The following is a 20800-nucleotide window of genomic DNA, read 5'->3' on the forward strand; positions in this document are numbered from 1 at the left end:
GCATTATGCGTATTTGTAGTCAAAACAGACCTAAAATGTGGATACACAATTTAGAAGGGGGGCATACTGAATTTTGAATAGCCGTAGTTCTTTGATATATGAATTCAATTTTTGTCCCGTCGTAGTACAAAAGTTGGACCCAATTCTAATTGAAAGCGTTATATATCTCTCATACAATAAGGTCAAGGAGGGGATGAAACGAAGCTCAGGGATGCAGCATGATTGGACAGGAAGGAGGGACGGCACATGGATAAGGAGATCGAATCCATTCTTCGTATTTTGTTGAACAGCACTGTTGTAACAACAAAAGGGTTGCAAGATGAAACTCATTCTACGAAGAGGCAGGTTGCTTACAGACTGGGAAAAATCAACGCTTTATTACAGGCGTATAAGGTGCCTCTAATATCCCTAGGTTCTCAAAAGGACACCATTATTCCTAAGCAGACAAAGGACGCAATCAAAGATATCCTTGAACAAAAGTATTCTAAAAATACGTATTATTTGAGCAAAGCGGAACGAATTCAATACATGTATTTGATGCTTTTTATTAACATGGATGATGTTTCACTTAATCATTTCATTGATTCTTTGAAGGTTAGTCGTTCCACAGTAAACCTTGACTTCAAAGACCTCGTTCAAATTCTTGAGCGAAAAGGAGTCGTCATCAAAAATAACCGGATTCATGGTTATTACTTGGTTGGCTCGGAGATGGAGATCAGACGTGTACTGATTCAAAAAATTATTGATGGTCTTGCTGCAGAAGAAAATTCGAGAGTATTCGACATTTTTATTGAAGAATACAAATTGGATAGCTTTGAGGAATCAAAGAAAATCATCTTGAATCTCATCAAAAAACATGAAATTACTTTTGTCGAGGATCGCCTAGTAGAGTTTATCTATATTTTCATTTTTATGAAGGCACGTATGTTTTCTAAAAATAACGGAGCAGTAGCATGTATAGATATACCAAGTGTTGCGGTCATGCCTTCGATGAAGGAGTACAAGTTCGCAGAAGAGTTGTTGGCGGTGTATGACGATAACAACGAATGGATAAAACCTCATGATGTGATGTACATCAGTGCATGGATTCTAGGTATCTCTGTTGGAGACAATGAAGAGGCTACAATGGATCGCGAGGTTATATCAGAAATTGTACTTAAAATGATGAGTAAATTTGAATATTTGAGTGGTGTTTATTTCATCAACCAAGAAAAAATATTTAAGCAGCTTTATTCTCATTTCAGACCAGCTTACTACAGACTATTATTTAAGCTTCCTATTTACAATCCGCTTCGTGACAAGGTGAAGGAAGAATACCGGATGGTATATCGCATTGTAAATAACGCCACTAAAGATTTTGTCAGTTTGTTTGGCGAAGAAATTCAAGAGGAAGAATTAGCTTATCTGACCATGCATTTTGCCTCGGTTTTTTCTAACAAAAAAGAATTTGATCTTTTGCAGAAAAAGAAGGCATTAATTGTATGTTCTAATGGCGTTGGTAGCTCAGCGATTCTTTATGCAGAACTTATAAATTTATTTCCAGAACTGCATATTTTGCCACCACTTGAGTTTTCGGAGCTAGAAAATTTTGCGGATTCGGTAGATGTCGTATTTACAACAAATTACAAAGCGGAAAGTTTAAAAATAGATGTTCCAATAGTTAAAGTCAGTCCTGTAATGACTCCAAAAGAGAAGTACAAAATTACTCGGGAAGTATATATTTTGCTTGGTGATCTATTTTTTAGACAGCCCAAAATTGATGAAGTGATGACCATTATAAAAAGACATGCCAGCGTCACTTCAGAAACTATGCTTGCCAATGAACTGTTATCCTATTTTACACAAATAGAGAATTTTAAGGATAAAGGAGTAGAAGATCCCATGCTGAATGATCTCGTCGATGAAAAACTGGTGAAGCTAAAAGTGCCAGCTAAAAACTGGGAGGAAGCAATTAGACTATCCGCTTCTGCGCTAGTTGAGAATGACAAAGTTACGCCGGGATATGTTGATGCAATGGTGGAGTCAGCAAAAGCATCCGGTCCATACATCGTCATCTCAAAACATGTGGCATTACCACATGCTAGACCCAAGATGGGAACCAAAGAAATTGCTATCGGCGTCGCAACTTTAGAAAATCCGATTGAATTTGGTCACAGAGAAAACGACCCAGTTAAATACGTATTTACTTTAAGTGCGGTAGATAGCAGCAGTCACTTGCGTGCAATGTCTGAGCTTGCAGAGCTGCTAGAGATGGACGAGTTTTACAAAATTTTAGATAACGCAACTGATGCTAGTGAAGTCGTTGATTTCATTAAAGCGCAGGAATTATAAGGAGGAACATATTATGTATAAAGTTTTAGTTGCTTGTAGAGCTGGGGTAGGTTCAAGTTTGATGTTGAAAATCAAAACACAACAGGTTATTAAGGAAAATAATTTTCCAATCGAAGTAGAACACGGATCACTAGATGCTTTAAACGGCTTTAACGGTGACGCTGTTGTTACATTGATCGACGTTGCAGAAGAACTTTCAAGCAAAGGTCTAAAAATCGATATTATCGGAATTAACAATATTATCGACCGCAACGAGATTAAAGCAGCAATGGAAAAATTCCTTGCTTCGAAGGGAAATTAATTACTTAAACATAAATTAAGCAAGGGGGATTGTTTGTGAATTTCATCATTAGTTTACTTAGTACACCTGCGGTATTATTGGGTGTCGTAGCCTTTATCGGTTTAGTGCTACAAAAGAAATCCGCAACAGAAGTGTTTACCGGGGCTTCCAAAACACTGATCGGGTTCTTGATTTTTGGTATCGGTGCTGGTGCAATGACCGGTGCTTTACAAAACTTCAACAAGTTGTTCCAATATGGCTTTGGAATTACAGGGGTTATCGCTTCTCCAGAAGCAGCGACAGCACTTGCACAAAGCACATATGGCTTTGAGGTTTCACTTACTTTGATTCTTGGTTTCGTATTAAACTTAGTGTTTGCACGTATTACCAAGTTTAAAAACATCTTCTTTACAACAGGTCACAGTTTATTCTTCTCTTGCGTATTGGTATTGATTATGAGTGCGCATGGCTTTGACCGTACTACAACGATTCTTGTAAGTGGTACATTACTTGGATTCTTGTCCGCAGCGCTTCCACAATTCTGTCAACCGTTTATGCGTAAAATGACAGGTGGAGACGAGCAAGCAATTGGTCACTTCAACATGCTTGGTTATGGTTTGTCTGGTTATATCGGTAAACTCTTCAGTAAATATGAAGATAAAACAACTGAATCCATCAAATTCCCGAAATGGCTTTCCATCTTCAGAGACTTCTTGATGGGTCTTGCGATTGTAATGTTAATCTTGTTCTATGTAGCAACACTTAAAGCAGGTCAAGCGTTTACACAAGAGCTTGCTGGTACACAACACTGGTTAGTATTCCCGCTTGTACAAGCATTTACATTTGTTGCAGGTATGTCCGTATTGATGACTGGTGTACGTATGTTCTTGGCTGAAATTACAGCTGCATTCGTAGTTATTTCCGAGAAATATATCCCAGGTTCTCGCCCAGCATTAGACGTTCCAACTGTATTCCCTTATGCACCAAACGCAGTTATTGTAGGCTTCATTTCTGCTTACACTGCTGGTTTGCTAGCGATTGTAGTTATGGCGTCCTTCCCTAGCGTGTTCCCTGTAGTTATTATCCCAGCTGCACATATCTGTTTCTTCTCAGGTGGTACAGCGGCGGTATTCGGTAACTCCACAGGTGGTTGGAGAGGTGCGGTAGCTGGTTCCTTCGTAGTTGGTTTATTGCTTGCATTCTTACCAACTATTTTGTATCCAGTATACGGAACATTAGGTATCGAAGGTGCAACGTTCCCGAACATCGACTATAACGTATTCGGAACAATCTTGCATAGCATCCTACAATTCATTAAACCGTTGTAATTAAAGCGAAACTATATCTTTAATAACAAAATCATTAGTCCCCTGTAAGTCTATTTGACTCACAGGGGATTCCATTACGTATCCATTATTGTCTCTAGCTTAGACCACAGATAATGACAAAAAAAGACTACTTGGAGGCTCCTATGGCTGAACAAACTTTACCTAACTTTTTGAATATTTTAGAAGATGAAATTAAGGCTTATATTAGCTCTATTGATGAAGCGCCAATTAAGCAAGCACGTGATCTTATTCTCGAAGCAGAAAAAAATCACAATCGAGTTCATGTAACAGGAATCGGTAAACCGGGACATGTTGCTGGTTATATTGCTTCACTTTTATCATCAACGGGAACACCAACCTATGAGCTTCATGGAACAGAAGCGGTACATGGTTCTGCAGGTCAAGTTGTTCCAGGCGATGTTGTAATTGCGATTTCGAACAGTGGAGAAACTGAGGAATTAAAAGCAACAGTTCAGACGTTGAAAAATAACGGAGCTAAAATTATTTCCGTAACAGGTAATAAAAACTCTTGGTTAGCTAACGAGGGTGATGTTTTTCTTCATGCAGGTGTTAAATTGGAAGGCGATACATTAAACAAACCACCACGTGCGTCTATCGTTGCTGAAATTATCGCTTTACAAAGCTTGAGTGTCATGCTTCAAGAGGAAAGAAATTTGACTCCTGAAAAGTATGTGAAATGGCATCCAGGTGGCGCTTTAGGCAAATCAATTACAACAGCTTAAATCGTTAAATTACAGAAATACAGATTGTAAATCGAAATCTTGATATTGTATATTTGCAAATTGCTAGGAGGATGAAATCATGGAAGTAAAAGGAATTATTGCCGCAATGGTTACCCCTTTTGATGAAAATCAGAAGATTAATGAAGCAGCAACGAAGCAACTTATTGAGAAGCTAATTAAAGATGGCGTAAGTGGAATCTTTATTCTTGGTACAAATGGTGAATTCCATGTTTTAACTGAAGAAGAAAAGGTTTCTTTTGCTAAAATCGTTATTGATACAGTAAACAAAAGAGTCCCTGTGTATGTAGGTGCAGGAGGCAACAGCACAAGTGAAGTCATTGCTTTGTCTCAAAAAATGGAGAAGCTTGGCGCAGATGCATTGTCCATGATTACACCTCATTTTGTCCCTCTTACACAAGCAGAGCTAGTTGCACATTATAAAGCTGTTGCGGCTTCTGTAAAAACGCCAATTATTTTGTACAACATTCCTAAAATGACAGGCAACAATATAGAGATAGAGACAGTTAGAGAGCTTGCAAAAGTGAGCAATATTATCGGCATTAAAGACAGCAGCGGTAAGCTTGAAAATATTGAAGGCTATATCGAAGCTGCAAAAGGACAAGATTTTGTCGTGTTGTCTGGTTCCGACTCCTTAATTTTAAAAGCTTTGAAAATCGGTGCTACAGGTGCAATTGCCGCAACTGCGAACTTGATCACAGCGCTTGATGTATCTATTTATGAGAACTATGTAAATGGCGACCTAGAGGCTGCTCAAAAAGCACAAGATGATATTGAAGAGCTAAGAGCTGTATTAAAACTAGGAACCATTCCGTCCGTGTTGAAAAAATCTGTTGAATTAACAGGTATTCCAGTAGGTCCTGCGCGTTTCCCTGTTGCTGCCTTAGAAGACGAGGCTGTAGGTAAAATCAAAGAAATGCTTAGCTATTACAAGCTATAATACAAAATTTTTATTAGTGGAGGTACCATTATGATTAAACCAGACGTAGAGAAAAGAATTATTGAAACTGGTGCAATGGCCATCGTTAGAGTAGAAACCATCGAACGTGGTCTTGAAATTGCAGAAGCTTGTCTTGAAGGTGGCGTAGATGTACTAGAAATTAGCTACACACTTCCAAACGCTGGTGAAGTAATCAAAGCGATTAACGATAAATTTAAGGATCAAATTTTAGTTGGGGCAGGAACAGTGCTTGATAGCGAAACAGCACGTTTAGCTATTTTAGCAGGCGCTAAATTTATTATTGCTCCTACTTTGAGCAGCGAGGTAGCTGTAATGTGTAATCGTTACCGTATTCCTTATGGACCTGGCTGTACAACTGTATCTGAAATGGTTCAAGCGTTGGAATTAGGTGCTTCATTTGTAAAAGCATTCCCGATTTCTAACTTCTATGGCCCATCTTTAGTTAACGTTGTAAAAACTCCAATGCCTTATATGCCTGTTATGGCTTCTGGTGGCGTAACATTAGACAACTTAGCTGAATGGATTAAAAATGGCGTAGATTCTGTAGGCTTGGGTGGATTGTTAACAAAAGGCTCCAAGGCTGAAATTACAGAAAATGCTAGAAAAATCACTGATATTATTAAAGCAACAAGAGCAGCAATGTAACATAAAATCGTATATAATTAAACCTTCAACACTTATGTTATGAAGCATAGGCTGTTGGAGGTTTTTTTATGTGGTTAAACAACTGAAAGGATTTATATATAGTATGAATGTACCAACGATAACGAAGGCACAGCAATTGCTAGTATTAGAGCATGAAGCAGGCGTAGCATTAAATGAAGTTCAGCGGCAGGCGGTGTTACATACCGAAGGTCCAATGTTGTTGCTTGCTACGCCAGGTTCAGGGAAAACAATGACATTAATAATGAAAATTGGCTTCCTTATTGAAGCTTGCCATATTCCTGCTAATCGGATTAAGGCAATAACCTTTAGTAGAGCGGCGGCTACCCATATGCAGGAACGATTTCAACGGTTTTTTCCTACGTTGCCTACAGCAAGCTTCTCCACGATTCATAGCCTAGCTTATGAAATTGTACGTGACTATTTATATGAACAACGTAAAGCCTACACGCTGATTGAAGGCAGAATGGACGAAAAGGAATATAGTCATGCGCCTAACAAATTGATGATCCTTAGACAGCTTTATTTTGAGATGACGGAAGAGAATTTAACAGAGGATCAGATGGAGGAGTTAACCACCTTCATTAGCTATGTAAAAAACAAAATGCTGCCTATGTCCCAGTGGGCAACGGTAAAATGTAATATTCCTCATGCATTCGAGGTGATGAAGGCGTACGAGCATTATAAGCAAGAGCAGCATTCAACCCTGTTGCTGGATTATGATGATATGCTGGTGGTTGCCTATAATGCACTAGAAGAGAATCCCGTGCTTTTGCATAAATATCAAGTTAGACATGATTATGTGCTGACAGATGAAAGCCAAGATACATCGTTATTGCAATATGCAATTATTGAGCAGTTGGTGAAGGAGCATCACAATTTATGTGTCGTTGGGGACGATGATCAGTCGATTTATAGCTGGCGAGGGGCGGAGCCTTCTTATTTGTTGCAGTTTAAAAAGAAATTCCCCGATTGTAACGTTTTATTTATGGAGCAAAATTATCGTTCTACCTCTACGATTGTTCAAGCGGCAAATGTGTTTATTAAGCGAAATAAAGAACGTTATGATAAAAGTATGTTTACACATAACGAGGTAGGCGAGCAAATTGTGCTCAAGACATGTCAAGATGCTTATCATCAGCTCAATTATTTAATTGAAGAAATACAGCAGTATAGTGCAAATGGAGATTACGCCGAGGTTGCTGTCTTATATCGGAATCATAATAGTTCTATTTTGCTCATGAACCAGTTTGAACGTGCAGGCATTCCTTTTTATGCCAAGGATGGCGACTTTAAATTTTTCTCACATTGGGTTGTAAGTGATATTTTAAATTTAATGCGGATGACATTCACGGACAAACGGGTTGATATTTTTGAACAAATTTATATGAAAATTAATGGTTACCTTACGAAGGCTCAAATGAAGCAACTGACGTTGCTAAACCAAGGTGAGTCTGTGTTTGAGACGTTATTATCGAAAATGGAGCTGAAGGACTACCAACGTAAGCAGCTTGAAGAGGTAAGAGACGTGTTAACGCAAATGAAGGACATGCCTCCTGTTCATGCCATCGCAGTGATTCGGGAACGGTTAGGGTATGAGAAGGCAATTTTACGAATGAGTGAGCGTCTAGGCTTTAACGCAGAAAACTTAATAGGAATTTTGGACACATTAGCAGAAATCGCAGAACCACTTGATACGATGGTGGCCTTTGCGAATCGCTTAAAGGAATTAGAACTGTTAATGAAGCAATCGAGGTTCCATCCCCATGCTGGAGCAGTCACCTTTTCTACTTTTCATAGCGCAAAGGGTTTGGAGTTTGAACGAGTGTATATGATTGATCTTATTGATGGTGTTATTCCCTCAGCACATGATACGGGGAAAAAGGGAAGCGGGATATCTACAATAGAAGAGGCGGCTCGTTTATTTTATGTTGGAATGACTAGAGCGAAATCACATTTGGAGCTAATCAGTTATACGACTAAGGAGAACCGCAAAATTGCGGAGTCCATATTTATGACGAGTGTAAAACAATATTGCACTCAGCATGGGGGCGGGGAAATTCGTCCAGCTGTGGATACGCAAGGCTTAATCCATCATCGTGAAGAGCTAGCTCTAGGAACGCACGTGAACCATCGAGAGTTTGGCATGGGCACACTCATTTCCATCGACCATGATTATATTAAGGTGAACTTTGGGACGGTACAAAAAACATTGTCTTTAGCGCTTTGTCTTGAGCTAGGCTTGCTTGAAAAGATGTAAAGATAATTGAAATTACTCCAATGCATGCTACATCAATGTGCTGTGAGAAATGGGGTAGGGTTTTCTTCTTTTTTGTCCTTGCTATGCATAACTTGTATAGATGATGAACCGCCATCAAGGGGGCATGGGGATGAGATTTAGAAGAGGCTGGCATAGTCGGAAGAGACGATCTCGTGTAAGTAGACGTAAGCTGTGGCTCATAATTAGTGCTGTTTTTATTTTATTTATTTTTCAATTTATCGGTTACGTGGAACGTAATATGAAGGAGCCAATTAAGCATTTAGCCAATATTCGCGTGAAGCAAATTGCCACAAAATCAATTAGTGATGCTATTATGGCGCAGGTAGCCAACCAAGCAGCTATCGCCGACCTGATTGATTGGAAGGAAGATAGCTCGGGCAAAATTAATGGTTTTATGCTGAACTATTCTGCACATATGCGCATTACTTCAGATACGATTAAAACGGTGCGCAAGACATTAGAGGATGTATCCAAATTATCAGAGCATATCCCGCTTGGGCAAGCATTAGGCAGTCCTTTGATTGCTTCCTTTGGACCCAATATCCCGATCAAAATTGAGCCACAAGGGGACGTGAAGGTTGATTTAAACACAAGACGGCAGGACGCTGGGATCAATATGATTTTAGTTGAGGTCTACTTACGAGTGAAAACAGAGTTAGCTGTTGTTGTTCCTTTTGATATGGGGGCAGAGTCAGTTGAAACGGAGATTCCGATTTCTTATTTGCTAGTTGTTGGTGATGTTCCGATGTATTATTATGACAATAAAGGGAATCCCGTTGGCAATAATGGGGCAGGAGCACCAACCATTGCTTTACCACTAGCGCAAACTGACAAAAGCGAAAAAAGTGGAGAGAGTGGCAGTAGTTCAGGCACAAATGAGGTTCCCCAAACCAAATCAACTACTCATTAAACGTATGATTGGTAACTTTAATACGAAGAATAGATCAAACTTGAAATGAGCTCTTGACCGCTAACCCAAAATAGCGAAGAGACAAAGCGGTTCTGAAGAATGTCGCTTAAAAATAAAAGAAAAAGGCCGAACTACTGTGTAGTTTCAGCCTTTTTCTTCGTTAAGCTTATTTTTTCTTGTCGTTCCCATTGTTTAAGTAGTGGGTAAGGATTAAATGCCCACTCCTGCGAGCCCGTATCCCGATAAATGCCGTAATGCAGATGAGGAGCGAACTTCCCTTGCGTTCCTTTTGGACCATAACCACTGCTACCCACCCAACCGATCACTTGTCCTGCTTCAACGATGGTGCCAACTTCAATTTTTTTGTTGTAGCCTTGTAAATGTGCGTAATAGTGATAACGATTGTTAAGATCACGTATACCAATTCGCCAGCCCCCATAAGGGTTCCACCCCTTGGTCTCGATAATACCATTACATACACTTCGAACAGGTGTGCCATGAGGGGCAAAAATATCAGTCCCTTCATGAATTCGTAAGCCACCCCAGCCCCGACGCGCCCCCCAAGTGTCTCGGTACGTATAAATACTTTTTAAAGGCAACGGAAATTTACTGTCTGTAAGATTTAATTGACCATATTGCTTATATATTTTGGCAAACTGATGAATACGTCTGACCGCAGAATCCTTTTGATAATATCGCCATAAAGAAATTCGAATATCATCTTCATTATATCCTGATTTTGATAAATAGGTAGCCACAGTGAATAACACATCTCGATCACTGTTCGGATCTGCCTTGCCATCAGCATTTGCATCAATTCCAATTCCACCAAACATCGCAATTGTTGTTGGATTCTGATCAGAAGGATTTGGATTTAATGCTCCTTCCCATTGTCGTTCTTGAAAAGAGATCTGTGTTAGGCGATGACTCGACTTATTTATTTTTTTTTGAGGTGTAATCGATCTCTCATATTGATCTAATGCAGCTAACCAATACCAAGGGACATTAGTAAGTAATGAAATATCTTTATATAAGGTTAAACGTTGCTTATATACGTCATCTTTATTGGTCGCTTGGACAGGCAAGTCAGGAGCTGCTGCTCTTGCGCCACCTATGCCTGAAAATAAATAGACAACAAGAAGAGCAGTTACACAGCAAAGACTAATCCATACCTTTGTAGAAAAACGACGTGTACCTTTAAATTGCAATGACCGCAAACCAAACTCCTCCTTAACAAGCAATGAGCTTAGTTTGTTTAAAATTTCTAATTTTATTCTGATTCTTAGTCTATGATCGTATTCAAAGACGAGCTATGTTATAATAAATCGTGATTATAATGCTCAGGGGGAGTAAAGCTTGATTCAAATAGGTAATAAAACATATGAATTAATTCAAAATTATCGCGAAGCTTGGAATCCGGAAGCATTTAAGCAGAAATATAGTGAGGTTCTTGACCGATATGATTACATTATCGGAGACTGGGGTTATGAAAAGCTAAGACTTAAAGGTTTTTTACGTGACACCCATCCGAAAGCGAATCGAGACACCGCATTTTCCGGAATCACAGATTACATTAACGAATATTGCAATTTTGGTTGTGCCTATTTTGTGTTACAAAGAGTGAAAGATAATAATGCAACAGCTCCGGCTCCAGTTGAAAATACAGAGGCCTAAGCTTAAATTTAAGCTTCTTAACCTTTAACATCATAAAATAGACATGAAAACCCGAGTGATCATTCCAAATTCTTATTAGAATTTCTTGATCACTCGGGTTATTTTATTGTTAAGCTATGACTAATAAGCTAACTTTAGTGTGTCTTGATGATAACTCCAGCTTAACCCTGGAAATTGGCGTTGAAACTCATGTAGCTCGATAAAGGCCTCATCCTGTATTAATTTCACATTGCCTGAAGCTTTTGTAAATACTTTGGATTTGCCGTTTTTATCCCTAATAATCAGCTTTTGTGTCTGATTATTCCAGCTTATGTCACCTCGAATTAGGGAGGACAACACACGGGCTTGGGCATATGTTTTCGTTTTATTTCCATTTTGGATGACATCAAGCTCACCAGCAAATGGGCTACCATTAATGGCAATGCCATAAACACTCCCACTTAGCTCCAATTTTCTCACGCCAGCCTTATACATTCCACTTATTAATTGCGCTGTAGCGTTATTATCGATAACAATATCTGGACTTAGTCCAATATGATTAAAATCGACTTTGTTTGGTGTTAAGTAACGCTGAACAGTTAGTTTTAATGCGCTACCGTTAGATAATGAGAATATATTTTGAATACGAGCTTTGCCATACGTCTGAGAACCTAGCGTAACCGCAACACCATTATCATGCAATGCACCAGCTAAAATCTCCGAAGCACTTGCTGTTTGCTCATTTACTAACACGACCACGGGCATTCCTATATTTGTACCTCCGCTAATTCTAACAGGGGATAACTCATTACTTTGGTCAGATGTATACATTAAAATTCCATTTTTTATAAATTGTTTAGCAATATTGTTGGCTGCATCCACATAACCACCTAAGTTGTTTCGTAAATCAAGAACAAGTGAAGTCATGCCTTCCTTTTTCAGTGCTTGCAATTTCAGATTAAATTGTTTATCAGCTTGCTCAGAGAAGGAAGCGATAGAGATGTATCCTACCTTTGTGGAAGGCAACATTTGTCCTCTAACAGATGGAAGTGAAAATGAAGCTCTATTTATCGTGAACGTCAATGGTTTGCCCTGACGTAAAATCGTTAAAACAACGGAGCTGTTTTCTTTTCCTTGAATAAGGATCGTATCTTCCTTACTAGTTATAGCTTCTCCATCTACCTTGGTAATGATATCTCCCTTTTTAATACCCGCCATTTTAGCAGGGGAGCCATCAAGCGCATCAGTGACATATAACTTATTATCTCTAAAGCGGAGTGTAACCCCAATGCCTGTGTACGATTGCGAAATTCCATCTTGAAAGGCTTGAAGCTCTTCTTTTGTAAAATAATCGCTGTATGGATCTTCTAGTGTATAAACCATTCCTCTTAATGCATTTTCAACAAATTGCTCTCGCTCAACACCTTGAATATTATAAGTATCTAAATAATCAAGCACTTCCTCAAACAAGGACAATTCTTTATTTCGTTCCTCGGAGCTGGAGGCTTCCACATTGTTAGCTGTGGTTGTATTTTGTGCAAATACAAGCGCTTGAGGCAGAGTGAATAAAGATACACTTATACTAAGTACAATAATGAGTGCATGAGACTTTACTTTAAACTTTGTAAACAACATGGGTATCTTCCTTTTCTCTCTAAATTGAATCTATGTGTTTGATCATAAATCCCATGAATACACATACATGAAACAACACTTAATCTAAAAACGCATTACGTACTCTTGTCCAAAATGGAAATGGACGATAACGAACAAAGCTAACCTTTTGCTCCGCAACTTGGCAGCGAACAGAAATAAGATCGTTGACAGGAATGCTAAGGTGATCAATGGTCAGCATCAAATTTTGCTCCTTACGAGAGTATATATCACAATGATGGTGTGCAGGTAACAACAACGAAGAGCCCATTGTACGAAAAACACGATTGTTAATCGATGCAATTTCGGAAATTTGCAAAGCCTCAATGGAAGGGTGAACAACGGTGCCCCCTAAACTTTTGTTGTAGGCAGTGCTACCTGAAGGTGAAGAGACACAGATGCCATCGCCACGAAACATTTCAAACATTTGATCATTAATATCCACTTGTGCCATTACGGTACCGTCTACACTTTTAATTGTAAACTCGTTTAAGCATAAGGTAGATAAAGTACCTGATTTTTTAATAATATCCAGTTGAATAATAGGATAGGATGCGATTCGAGGTCGCTCCCCATTTGCATGGCTCTCCATCAGACTCATCAATTGTGGAATCTCATCGCTTTTCCAATCTGCATAGAAACCTAGATGACCTGTATGTACACCAACAAACGCAGTAGTGGAAATTCGATCGATAAATGTATGGAAGGCATGGAGCATTGTCCCGTCCCCACCAATGGATACAACGATATCAGGGTATTCTGCATCAAGCCTAAGTCCATGCTCAAACGCTAGCTTATGAAAGGTTTGACTAAGATTAACAGATAGCTCATCGCCACGATCAAGTACGTAATATTTCAAGGTTAAAGGCTCCTTATCATTAGTTACAACGATCATAATCAATTCTTTCATAGAAAACAATGTTTCATTGTATGTTTTTTAATGTTGTGATGATTTGCTTCATTTTTTTTAGTAATAAAAGGAGTAGCATTATGCCAATCATGTACATGAACCAGCTTAAACTCGTTGTAAATATGACCCATTTGGACATATACTCAGTTGGATTAAGTACAGGAATACCTAAATTAATAAATGAGCTAGATGCACCCATCGTAAATCGCCATAATAAAGTGACCATAAATGCAGCGAGAAAAGCATGGATCAGACGTGCAAGCAGAAAAGGGGTATATCTTAAATCTGTTTCATTTAAAATACTAGCAACTTGAGCATGTACGGATAAGCCTCCCCACGATAATATAAAAGCGGCAACTGCGGCCTGTAGCATTGGTGATACCGCGGTTGTAGCAGCAGCCTTTGCTCCTAATGTGACCTCAAATAAACCTCCAATTAAGGAATCGCCTAAATTAGGTGGTAGCTGTATAAGTGCTAATATCCACTCCAAACCATGGGCTAAATAGCTCATAATACCAGATACCGTAAGGACTTCAAGTATAACAGAAAAAAATAAGACCAAACCACCAACTACAGTCATAAGCTGTAAGGAGGAGGTCACAGCCTGCTGAAGTAAAAGTCCAACACTTCTTCCGTCTTTGAGTCTTGCCTCGTGCATGGCTTGAAAGGCTTGCTTGAGACTAATTTTACGTGCTGCTTCGTTTTGCATATTCATTTTTTCTTCTTTGGGTGTGGTAAATCTTAAAAATACCCCAAGTAACATGCCACTCCCATAGTGGGCGAGTGCTAAAGTTAAAGCTAACTTAGGGTTACCAAAAAAACCGACGGACACCGCGCCAATTAAAAAGATCGGATCAGAGCTTGTTGTAAACGAAACAAGACGTTCCCCTTGACTTCGTGTAATGAGATTGTCCTTCCGTAGCTTAGCAGTGAGCTTAGCGCTCATGGGATAACCTGAAGCAAAGCCCATTGCAACGATAAAGCCTCCGCTACCAGGAATACGGAATAACGGGCGCATTAAGGGATCCAGTAGCGTACCTAGGAAGTGTACAATACCAAATCCAAGCATCACCTCGGAAATAACAAAAAAAGGAAAAAGGGAGGGGAATAAAACATCCCACCAGATCGCAAGACCTCGAACCCCAGATTTCCATGTAGAGTCTGGATAATAAAACATAAGAATACTTAACATAAATAATAATAAAATGAGCAATATATGTTGAAGATGCTTTAATTTCATTTTAATTCCTCCATCCTAGTCATAGTTAAGCTTATGAGAGAAAGAGGACAAACATCACAAAAAAAACCTAAGAAAGCGATTACAGAAAGGGTGGATTCATTTCGAAATTGTGTTAGAATAAGACTATAGAAGCAATGACTTGATACCTAGAATTTATGTGAATGGAGTGATAATATGAGTTATATAGCAGGATTACTCGTATGCGCCTTTGTTTATGTTATTCGCGCCTCTCATATCCATTCTGGTGAAGAGGATTGGAGCAGTTACTAAAATATTATTTACAACTATACGTGGAAGCTCCTATTAGGAGCTTTTATTTTTTTTTGATATAATAAGCTTTAAGCAAAAAATTGGTGGTTATGTATGAAGAGATGCCATCATCGATTTAAAAAATGAGCTTGGAGTTGGAAAATTTGAAGCAAAGTGACAGTATTTATGATCAGCTTGGTGGTGCAGATACAATTAAACGTCTAGTTGAGGCGTTTTATCCCAAGGTACAAGACCATCCTTTGTTAGGTCCATTGTTTCCTGAGGATATTGTCCCTGTGATGGAAAAGCAAGAGATGTTTCTTACTCAATTTTTAGGAGGCCCTGCGTTGTATTCTGATGCACATGGTCATCCAATGATGAGAGCAAGACACATGCCATTTCCGATTACACCAGAAAGAGCAGAAGCATGGTTAAGCTGTATGAATGAAGCACTGGAACAAATTCAGGTGGAGGAATCACTTAAAGAAATTGTACTTAAACGGCTGTCTGGACCCGCGTTTCATTTTGTAAATACTCCCTAAGCCGATTATTGTATTCTTTAGCTCATGACTAATGTTGGGAGGAAGACACAAAGTGGAGCTGGAACCATTATTTCAAATTAAAATTAAATGTGTGTGCTGTGAACATGAATTTATGACTTCTAGAGTACGTCCTAGCTTTAAGCGTGCAGCAAGTAGTGATACTGATTTTTGTAGATATTATAATAATGAAAATCCTGATTTTTATGTTGTACGTGTGTGCCCGTCTTGTGGATTTGCCTCCACAGAAAATTCATTAGATCGTTTAAATGATCAGCAACGTGCGAAGTATCAAGAAAATATAGGTAGTCGCTATATTAAACGAGATTTTAGTGGGAAAAGAGATTGGGAATCCGCATTAGAAACGTATAAGTTAGCGCTCCTTTGTGCTCAAACGATTGGGGAGAAGGATCGTATTATCGCTAGCCTGCTTCATCATATTGCTTGGCTCTATCGTTATCAAAATAATAAGGAGCAGGAGCTTCGATTTTTACAATATGCGTTGGAGTCTTACATAAAAGTATATGAATTGGAGGGAATTAGTGGCAGTGACGCTCGTCTGATGTATTTGATTGGAGAACTTAACCGTAGAGTTGGTCGTTATAATGAAGCGGTACAATGGTTCTCTAGAGTTATTAATGATAAAAAGATCATGGACGCTGCGATGATTCGTGCTTCAAGAGAGCAATGGGCATTATTACGTGAAGATATGCTGTCAGGGGGACATGAGTTACCTGATGAAATGAAGTCATAACCTATAATCGTTTGCATTTTTGCTATCCATTACTTGTTAAGGTTGGACAGTAGTGGAGCAAAAATGCAAAACCAATGACTTTTCGTATTCATAGTATTATGTTTATGCGTACTTATGTTTTATCGTCTAACAATTGTATCCGTCATTAAATAATCTTGATCACTGTCTGTGACGAACAATTTGTTACCACAGCAAGGAAAAACAACGAGCTTTTTTTTGCCTTCATGTGCGGCTTGAATTTCAGATGGTTTTATTGGAATTAACACCTGCTCTTGTCCACAAAATGGACAGGTGGGCACGTAGACATCCTTCGTAAAGATGTCGTAAGGTAAGGCGCGATTAAAAGGAATCATGATTGTTTATCCTCTTCTGTTGAGTCTGTTGGAACTTGTTGCCCCTCACTTGGCGTTTCTTTGGCAAGTTCTGCAAGTTTTTGAAGTAATATATGTTGAGGCATATGCATTAAATGTTCAATGGGCACCTTCAGCTTTTCTGAAAGTTTGATTGCAGTTTCGGCAGATATTTTTAATGGTGGCATGGAGCATTGCCCTCCTAATTTAGTTTGAATTTTATTTAAAATGTATATTACCACATTATCATAACCATGTCTGTGGTATTTAGAAAGGATGAATAATATTGTCACAATTAAATGAACCAGTAGCTTTAACTTGGGACCTTGATAGCTTGTTTGAAGGAGGATCAACAGGTCAAGCCTTTCCGCAGTTTTTAGCCCAATTAGAAAAGGACATTCAAGCATTAAACGAAACGTTAAAAAATCAACAAGCACCTACCTCTGTAGAGGAAACTTATTTGCTTGATCCCATCATTAAACAATTACAAGATGTGTCAGCCCGAATTTTAGAAGCTTCTAGCTTCACTGAATGCTTAACAGCACAAGATCAACATGACAAAAAGGCAGTTCAGTTATCTGGCAAGGTGACTTCATTGGATGCTCAAGCCTCTAATATGATGACTTTATTCCACAATATTTTATTCCTTACCTCTGATGACGTATGGCAAGGCTGGATGGAACGGGAAGAAATGAAGCCTATCGCCTTTGTCCTAACTGAAAAAAGGGATGAGGCCAAAGAGAAGTTATCTCCTGAACTGGAAAGCTTAGCTTCTGATTTAGCTGTTTCTGGTTATCATGCGTGGGGTCAGCATTATGATACGATCGTAGCCAACATTCATATCCCAAGCAAGGATGAGCAAGGAAATGAAGTTCAGCTATCTGTAGGTCAAGCTGCGAATAAGCTGGATGACGCCAATCGTGATGTGCGTGAGGAAACCTTTGTACAATGGGAAAAGGCATGGAAGGATACGGCTGACTTTAGTGCAGACACTTTAAATGCATTAGCTGGATTCAGACTAAAGCTATATGAAAATCGTGGCTGGGATAACGTGCTTAAGGAGCCGCTTGCCATTAATAGAATGTCTGAAGGCACCCTCAACATGATGTGGCAGGTAATTAATAAGCATAAGCCGTTATTTATTAAATATATGGATCGTAAAGCCAAAATGATAGGTGTGGATAAGCTAAGCTGGTGTGATGTAGATGCTCCAGTTGGCAATACATCAGGACAAACCACCTATGACTATGCGGCAAAAGAAATCGTGAAGCAATTTGCTAAGTTTAGTCCAAAACTAGCTGATTTTGCTACCCACGCATTTAATCAAAAGTGGATTGAAGCCGAAGATCGTAACGGGAAACGTCCAGGAGGATTTTGTACCTCTCTGCCAGTCAGTAAGCAAACGCGTATTTTTATGACCTTTGGGGGAACGGTTTCCAACATGTCCACATTGGCGCATGAATTAGGACATGCTTATCATCAATATTTGATGGATGGACTACCGATGTTTAATCAAGATTATGCGATGAACGTAGCAGAAACTGCTTCTACTTTTGCCGAAATGATCGTATCAGATGCTTTAGTACAAAACGCACAATCTAAAGAAGAAAAAATTGCTTTACTTGCCGATAAGGTACAACGTAGTATTGCATTTTTTATGAACATTCATGCTCGTTTCTTGTTTGAAACGCGGTTTTATGAGCTACGTAAACAAGGAACACTAGAGGCGGAGGAAATCTCTGCATTAATGGAGAAAGCTCAACGTGAAGCCTTCTTGGACTCACTTAGCAGCTATCATCCTTATTTCTGGTCATCTAAGCTTCACTTCTATATTACAGGTGTTCCGTTCTATAATTTCCCGTATACGTTTGGTTATATGTTCAGCACAGGCATTTATGCGATTGCGAAACGAGAAGGGACTGCTTTTGCTGCTAAATATGATGCATTGCTGCGGGACACAGGTTGTATGAATGTAGAGGAGCTTGCTTCCAAGCATCTTGGCGTTGATTTAACGCAGCCTGATTTCTGGGAAGATGCGATGAAGCTTGCAATTCAAGATGTCGAGGATTTCTTGGCGTTAACTGAGGAAAATTAAAGACAATTTATTTATAAATTAACCCACCCCCTTATGATTCCTAGTTACTTAACCTGGAAATGTAAGGGGGTGAGGTTTATTTCTGACCTTGATTTTATTTATATAGTAAAAACTAAATGCTATCGTAGATTTATAGGTAAGGGAAATATTGTATTTTAAAGTGAAAATAATCACTACTTCGTTATGTTCACACAATCCTCTTATATTTTGACAAACTTAGAATATGGAATATGAATTAGATAAGATGGTTGTTGATCTATTCTGCAAAGAATCTTAGCACAACAACTTCTTAGATACGAAGACTGCTTAATCACCCTCTTCCAAGCACTTAGCCAAGATTCTTCAGATTACTTCCCTTTGGCTTCTACTTTTTAATATGAGAAGTAAAATAAAGCTATTACTTGGAGGTTATGATGAGAAGAAAATGGGTTGGTAAGTCATTATTGATTTTGTTATGTGGTATTTTGTTTGGAGGTTGCTCCAGTGCACCAACCAAGGAACAAGAGCAGCACTCTAGTCTTAAAATCATGTATATGGATGCAGCGTATTTTGCTACTCAATATGGTGATGTATTTTCGTCAAAATACCCTAATATTGATGTTGAAGTGATTCCGACAAATAGTATCTATCAGGGAGATACTCAGGACTTAAGTAAAGCGCTAGCAGATCTCATTGAGAAGGAACAACCAGATGTCGTTGCGTTAAGTATGGAAGAATATGAGAAATTTGCTGCAGAAGGTAAATTAATGGAGCTTAATACCCTGATCGAACGAGATAAGTATGATATTGGAAATATTTATCCAGCATTGATCGAGATCCTGAAGGACAAAGGGGAAGGTAAACTATTCGGGTTAGCCCCCTCATTTTATGGAAACGCTCTTTTCTATAATGCAGATTTATTCGCCAAACACGGGGTTGATGTACCACACGATAGTATGACATGGAAGGAAATCCTTGATCTAGCGCGCCGTTTTCCCACTGATGGCGATGAGAAAACCCGTATTTATGGATTTGCCAATGATTATGGGATGACAATTGATAATTTAGCAATGAAAATCGCATCGACCCAAGGCTTGAAATATATAAACACAGACACGATGAAAATTACACTAAATACCGATTCATGGAAGCAAACCTATCAGCTTGCTAAAGAGGCAATCGATGCGGGTGTAATTTACAATCCTAAGGACGGTACGTTCCAGGGGGGGACCATAGAAGATTTTTATCAAAGTCAGTTGTTTGTTATGGGGCGTTCGGCAATGACAACGGGCAATGCTTATTCATTAAGTGTGATGAAAAATGCTAAGGATTCAATGAAGGATTATAAACCTTTTCAAGTTGGTATCGTTGCGGGGCCGATTGATCCGGCGGAGCCAGAAAAATCTCGAAATATTAAGTTTAATGAAGTGTTTGCAATAAGAGCTAACTCACCAAATGCTGATGCCGCTTGGGAATTTATTAAATACGTGAATGGCGAGGATTTCGCTAAGGTTAAATCAAAATCGTTAAATAACGGACTAATGTCTCGAATGGGTTACTCAAAGGAATTTGAGGGTGTGAGCCTTGACGTGTTCTATAAATTACAACCGAAGCTGGAAGGCGCAGTTTCAAAAGACATGAGTAAAATTCCACAAAGTTTTTATCCTCAATACCAGCCGATTGTAGATCGAGAGATGAAATTGGTTCAGGACAACAAAAAATCGATGGATGAAGCACTTCAAACAATAGAACAAGAAGGACAAGTCATATTAGATAAGGCAATAAAAGATGAGGCGTCCAAGGAAAGTGGTAAATAGAATGTAGTACCCTAAGAGTATGTCTCCACAATTATGTGAGATATGC

At 38.9% G+C, this 20800-nt stretch carries 19 protein-coding genes; 13 read left to right on the forward strand and 6 right to left on the reverse strand.

The features are described from left to right. The first annotated feature begins 246 nt into the window (after positions 1–246). From J2Z32_RS10915 to yunB, 8 genes are all read left to right on the forward strand, one after another. Positions 247–2331 carry a BglG family transcription antiterminator gene (locus J2Z32_RS10915; protein WP_210089193.1) on the forward strand — a complete coding sequence of 695 codons (2085 nt, stop codon included), beginning with the start codon at positions 247–249 and terminating at the stop codon, positions 2329–2331. Between the two features lie 13 nt (positions 2332–2344). Beyond that, a complete protein-coding gene (locus J2Z32_RS10920) occupies positions 2345–2632 on the forward strand; it encodes a PTS sugar transporter subunit IIB (protein ID WP_210089194.1) in 288 nt (95 codons plus the stop codon). Positions 2633–2667: 35 nt separating this feature from the next. After that, on the forward strand, positions 2668–3939 hold the full coding sequence (locus tag J2Z32_RS10925) for a PTS ascorbate transporter subunit IIC (protein ID WP_210089195.1): 1272 nt from the start codon (positions 2668–2670) through the stop codon (positions 3937–3939). A 143-nt stretch (positions 3940–4082) separates the two neighbouring features. Continuing rightward, positions 4083–4682 (forward strand): KpsF/GutQ family sugar-phosphate isomerase, encoded by a 600-nt coding sequence (locus J2Z32_RS10930; RefSeq protein ID WP_210089196.1) that lies wholly within the window; start codon positions 4083–4085, stop codon positions 4680–4682. Between the two features lie 79 nt (positions 4683–4761). Then, positions 4762–5640, forward strand: a complete 879-nt coding sequence (dapA, locus tag J2Z32_RS10935; RefSeq protein WP_210089197.1) for a 4-hydroxy-tetrahydrodipicolinate synthase — start codon at positions 4762–4764, stop codon at positions 5638–5640. A 30-nt stretch (positions 5641–5670) separates the two neighbouring features. Continuing rightward, positions 5671–6306: a beta/alpha barrel domain-containing protein gene (locus J2Z32_RS10940; RefSeq protein ID WP_210089198.1), complete on the forward strand. Its 636-nt coding sequence runs from the start codon at positions 5671–5673 to the stop codon at positions 6304–6306. Between the two features lie 103 nt (positions 6307–6409). Further along, entirely contained in the window at positions 6410–8584 is a 2175-nt protein-coding gene (locus tag J2Z32_RS10945; RefSeq protein WP_210089291.1) for an ATP-dependent helicase, read from the forward strand. Positions 8585–8714: 130 nt separating this feature from the next. Beyond that, the gene (yunB, locus tag J2Z32_RS10950; RefSeq protein WP_210089199.1) at positions 8715–9515 is read left to right on the forward strand and encodes a sporulation protein YunB; all 801 of its coding nucleotides are present in this window, start codon (positions 8715–8717) and stop codon (positions 9513–9515) included. 131 nt (positions 9516–9646) lie between these two features. Here yunB and J2Z32_RS10955 read toward each other — a convergent pair whose 3' ends face one another. Further along, positions 9647–10732 (reverse strand): M23 family metallopeptidase, encoded by a 1086-nt coding sequence (locus tag J2Z32_RS10955; protein WP_210089200.1) that lies wholly within the window; start codon positions 10730–10732, stop codon positions 9647–9649. Between the two features lie 139 nt (positions 10733–10871). Here J2Z32_RS10955 and J2Z32_RS10960 point away from each other — a divergent pair, with 139 nt between their 5' ends. After that, complete coding sequence (locus tag J2Z32_RS10960; protein ID WP_210089201.1) at positions 10872–11189, forward strand: YutD family protein; 318 nt, start codon at positions 10872–10874, stop codon at positions 11187–11189. A gap of 120 nt (positions 11190–11309) precedes the next feature. Here the strand turns inward: J2Z32_RS10960 and J2Z32_RS10965 are convergent, their stop codons facing one another. The 3 genes from J2Z32_RS10965 to ylbJ all read right to left on the reverse strand — a co-directional run bounded on the left by J2Z32_RS10965 (position 11310) and on the right by ylbJ (position 14971). Next, positions 11310–12803, reverse strand: a complete 1494-nt coding sequence (locus tag J2Z32_RS10965; RefSeq protein WP_210089202.1) for a S41 family peptidase — start codon at positions 12801–12803, stop codon at positions 11310–11312. A gap of 79 nt (positions 12804–12882) precedes the next feature. Further along, positions 12883–13680, reverse strand: coding sequence for an NAD kinase (locus J2Z32_RS10970; protein ID WP_210089203.1), 798 nt, complete (start codon positions 13678–13680; stop codon positions 12883–12885). 64 nt (positions 13681–13744) lie between these two features. Further along, entirely contained in the window at positions 13745–14971 is a 1227-nt protein-coding gene (ylbJ, locus tag J2Z32_RS10975; protein ID WP_210089204.1) for a sporulation integral membrane protein YlbJ, read from the reverse strand. Between the two features lie 392 nt (positions 14972–15363). Between ylbJ and J2Z32_RS10980 the strand changes: the two genes are divergently transcribed. Together J2Z32_RS10980 and J2Z32_RS10985 are read left to right on the forward strand one after the other, a co-directional pair. Then, positions 15364–15762 (forward strand): globin domain-containing protein, encoded by a 399-nt coding sequence (locus J2Z32_RS10980; protein ID WP_210089205.1) that lies wholly within the window; start codon positions 15364–15366, stop codon positions 15760–15762. Between the two features lie 52 nt (positions 15763–15814). Then, the gene (locus J2Z32_RS10985) at positions 15815–16513 is read left to right on the forward strand and encodes a DUF2225 domain-containing protein (protein ID WP_210089206.1); all 699 of its coding nucleotides are present in this window, start codon (positions 15815–15817) and stop codon (positions 16511–16513) included. Between the two features lie 119 nt (positions 16514–16632). On the opposite strand, the gene J2Z32_RS10990 is transcribed toward J2Z32_RS10985, so the two are convergent. After that, positions 16633–16866 (reverse strand): hypothetical protein, encoded by a 234-nt coding sequence (locus J2Z32_RS10990; protein ID WP_210089207.1) that lies wholly within the window; start codon positions 16864–16866, stop codon positions 16633–16635. After that, complete coding sequence (locus tag J2Z32_RS10995) at positions 16863–17051, reverse strand: YycC family protein (protein ID WP_210089208.1); 189 nt, start codon at positions 17049–17051, stop codon at positions 16863–16865. Before J2Z32_RS10995 ends, J2Z32_RS10990 begins: the two co-directional genes overlap by 4 nt. Before the next feature lie 98 nt (positions 17052–17149). Here J2Z32_RS10995 and J2Z32_RS11000 point away from each other — a divergent pair, with 98 nt between their 5' ends. Both J2Z32_RS11000 and J2Z32_RS11005 read left to right on the forward strand, forming a co-directional pair. Further along, positions 17150–18958, forward strand: a complete 1809-nt coding sequence (locus J2Z32_RS11000; protein ID WP_210089209.1) for a M3 family oligoendopeptidase — start codon at positions 17150–17152, stop codon at positions 18956–18958. A gap of 413 nt (positions 18959–19371) precedes the next feature. Next, complete coding sequence (locus tag J2Z32_RS11005; protein WP_210089210.1) at positions 19372–20754, forward strand: ABC transporter substrate-binding protein; 1383 nt, start codon at positions 19372–19374, stop codon at positions 20752–20754. Positions 20755–20800 lie beyond the last annotated feature (46 nt).

This window comes from Paenibacillus turicensis (genome assembly GCF_017873435.1).
GTDB lineage: Bacteria > Bacillota > Bacilli > Paenibacillales > Paenibacillaceae > Fontibacillus > Fontibacillus turicensis.

Bases quoted from the DNA above. Each gene is read 5' to 3' on its own strand.
- J2Z32_RS11005 (WP_210089210.1), top strand. From the start codon at position 19,372: ATGAGAAGAAAATGGGTTGGTAAGTCATTATTGATTTTGTTATGTGGT.
- J2Z32_RS10995 (WP_210089208.1), bottom strand. From the start codon at position 17,051: ATGCCACCATTAAAAATATCTGCCGAAACTGCAATCAAACTTTCAGAA.
- J2Z32_RS10965 (WP_210089202.1), bottom strand. From the start codon at position 12,803: ATGTTGTTTACAAAGTTTAAAGTAAAGTCTCATGCACTCATTATTGTA.
- J2Z32_RS10990 (WP_210089207.1), bottom strand. From the start codon at position 16,866: ATGATTCCTTTTAATCGCGCCTTACCTTACGACATCTTTACGAAGGAT.
- yunB (WP_210089199.1), top strand. From the start codon at position 8,715: ATGAGATTTAGAAGAGGCTGGCATAGTCGGAAGAGACGATCTCGTGTA.
- J2Z32_RS10915 (WP_210089193.1), top strand. From the start codon at position 247: ATGGATAAGGAGATCGAATCCATTCTTCGTATTTTGTTGAACAGCACT.
- J2Z32_RS10945 (WP_210089291.1), top strand. From the start codon at position 6,410: ATGAATGTACCAACGATAACGAAGGCACAGCAATTGCTAGTATTAGAG.
- J2Z32_RS10940 (WP_210089198.1), top strand. From the start codon at position 5,671: ATGATTAAACCAGACGTAGAGAAAAGAATTATTGAAACTGGTGCAATG.
- J2Z32_RS10930 (WP_210089196.1), top strand. From the start codon at position 4,083: ATGGCTGAACAAACTTTACCTAACTTTTTGAATATTTTAGAAGATGAA.
- J2Z32_RS10980 (WP_210089205.1), top strand. From the start codon at position 15,364: ATGAGCTTGGAGTTGGAAAATTTGAAGCAAAGTGACAGTATTTATGAT.
- ylbJ (WP_210089204.1), bottom strand. From the start codon at position 14,971: ATGAAATTAAAGCATCTTCAACATATATTGCTCATTTTATTATTATTT.
- J2Z32_RS10920 (WP_210089194.1), top strand. From the start codon at position 2,345: ATGTATAAAGTTTTAGTTGCTTGTAGAGCTGGGGTAGGTTCAAGTTTG.
- dapA (WP_210089197.1), top strand. From the start codon at position 4,762: ATGGAAGTAAAAGGAATTATTGCCGCAATGGTTACCCCTTTTGATGAA.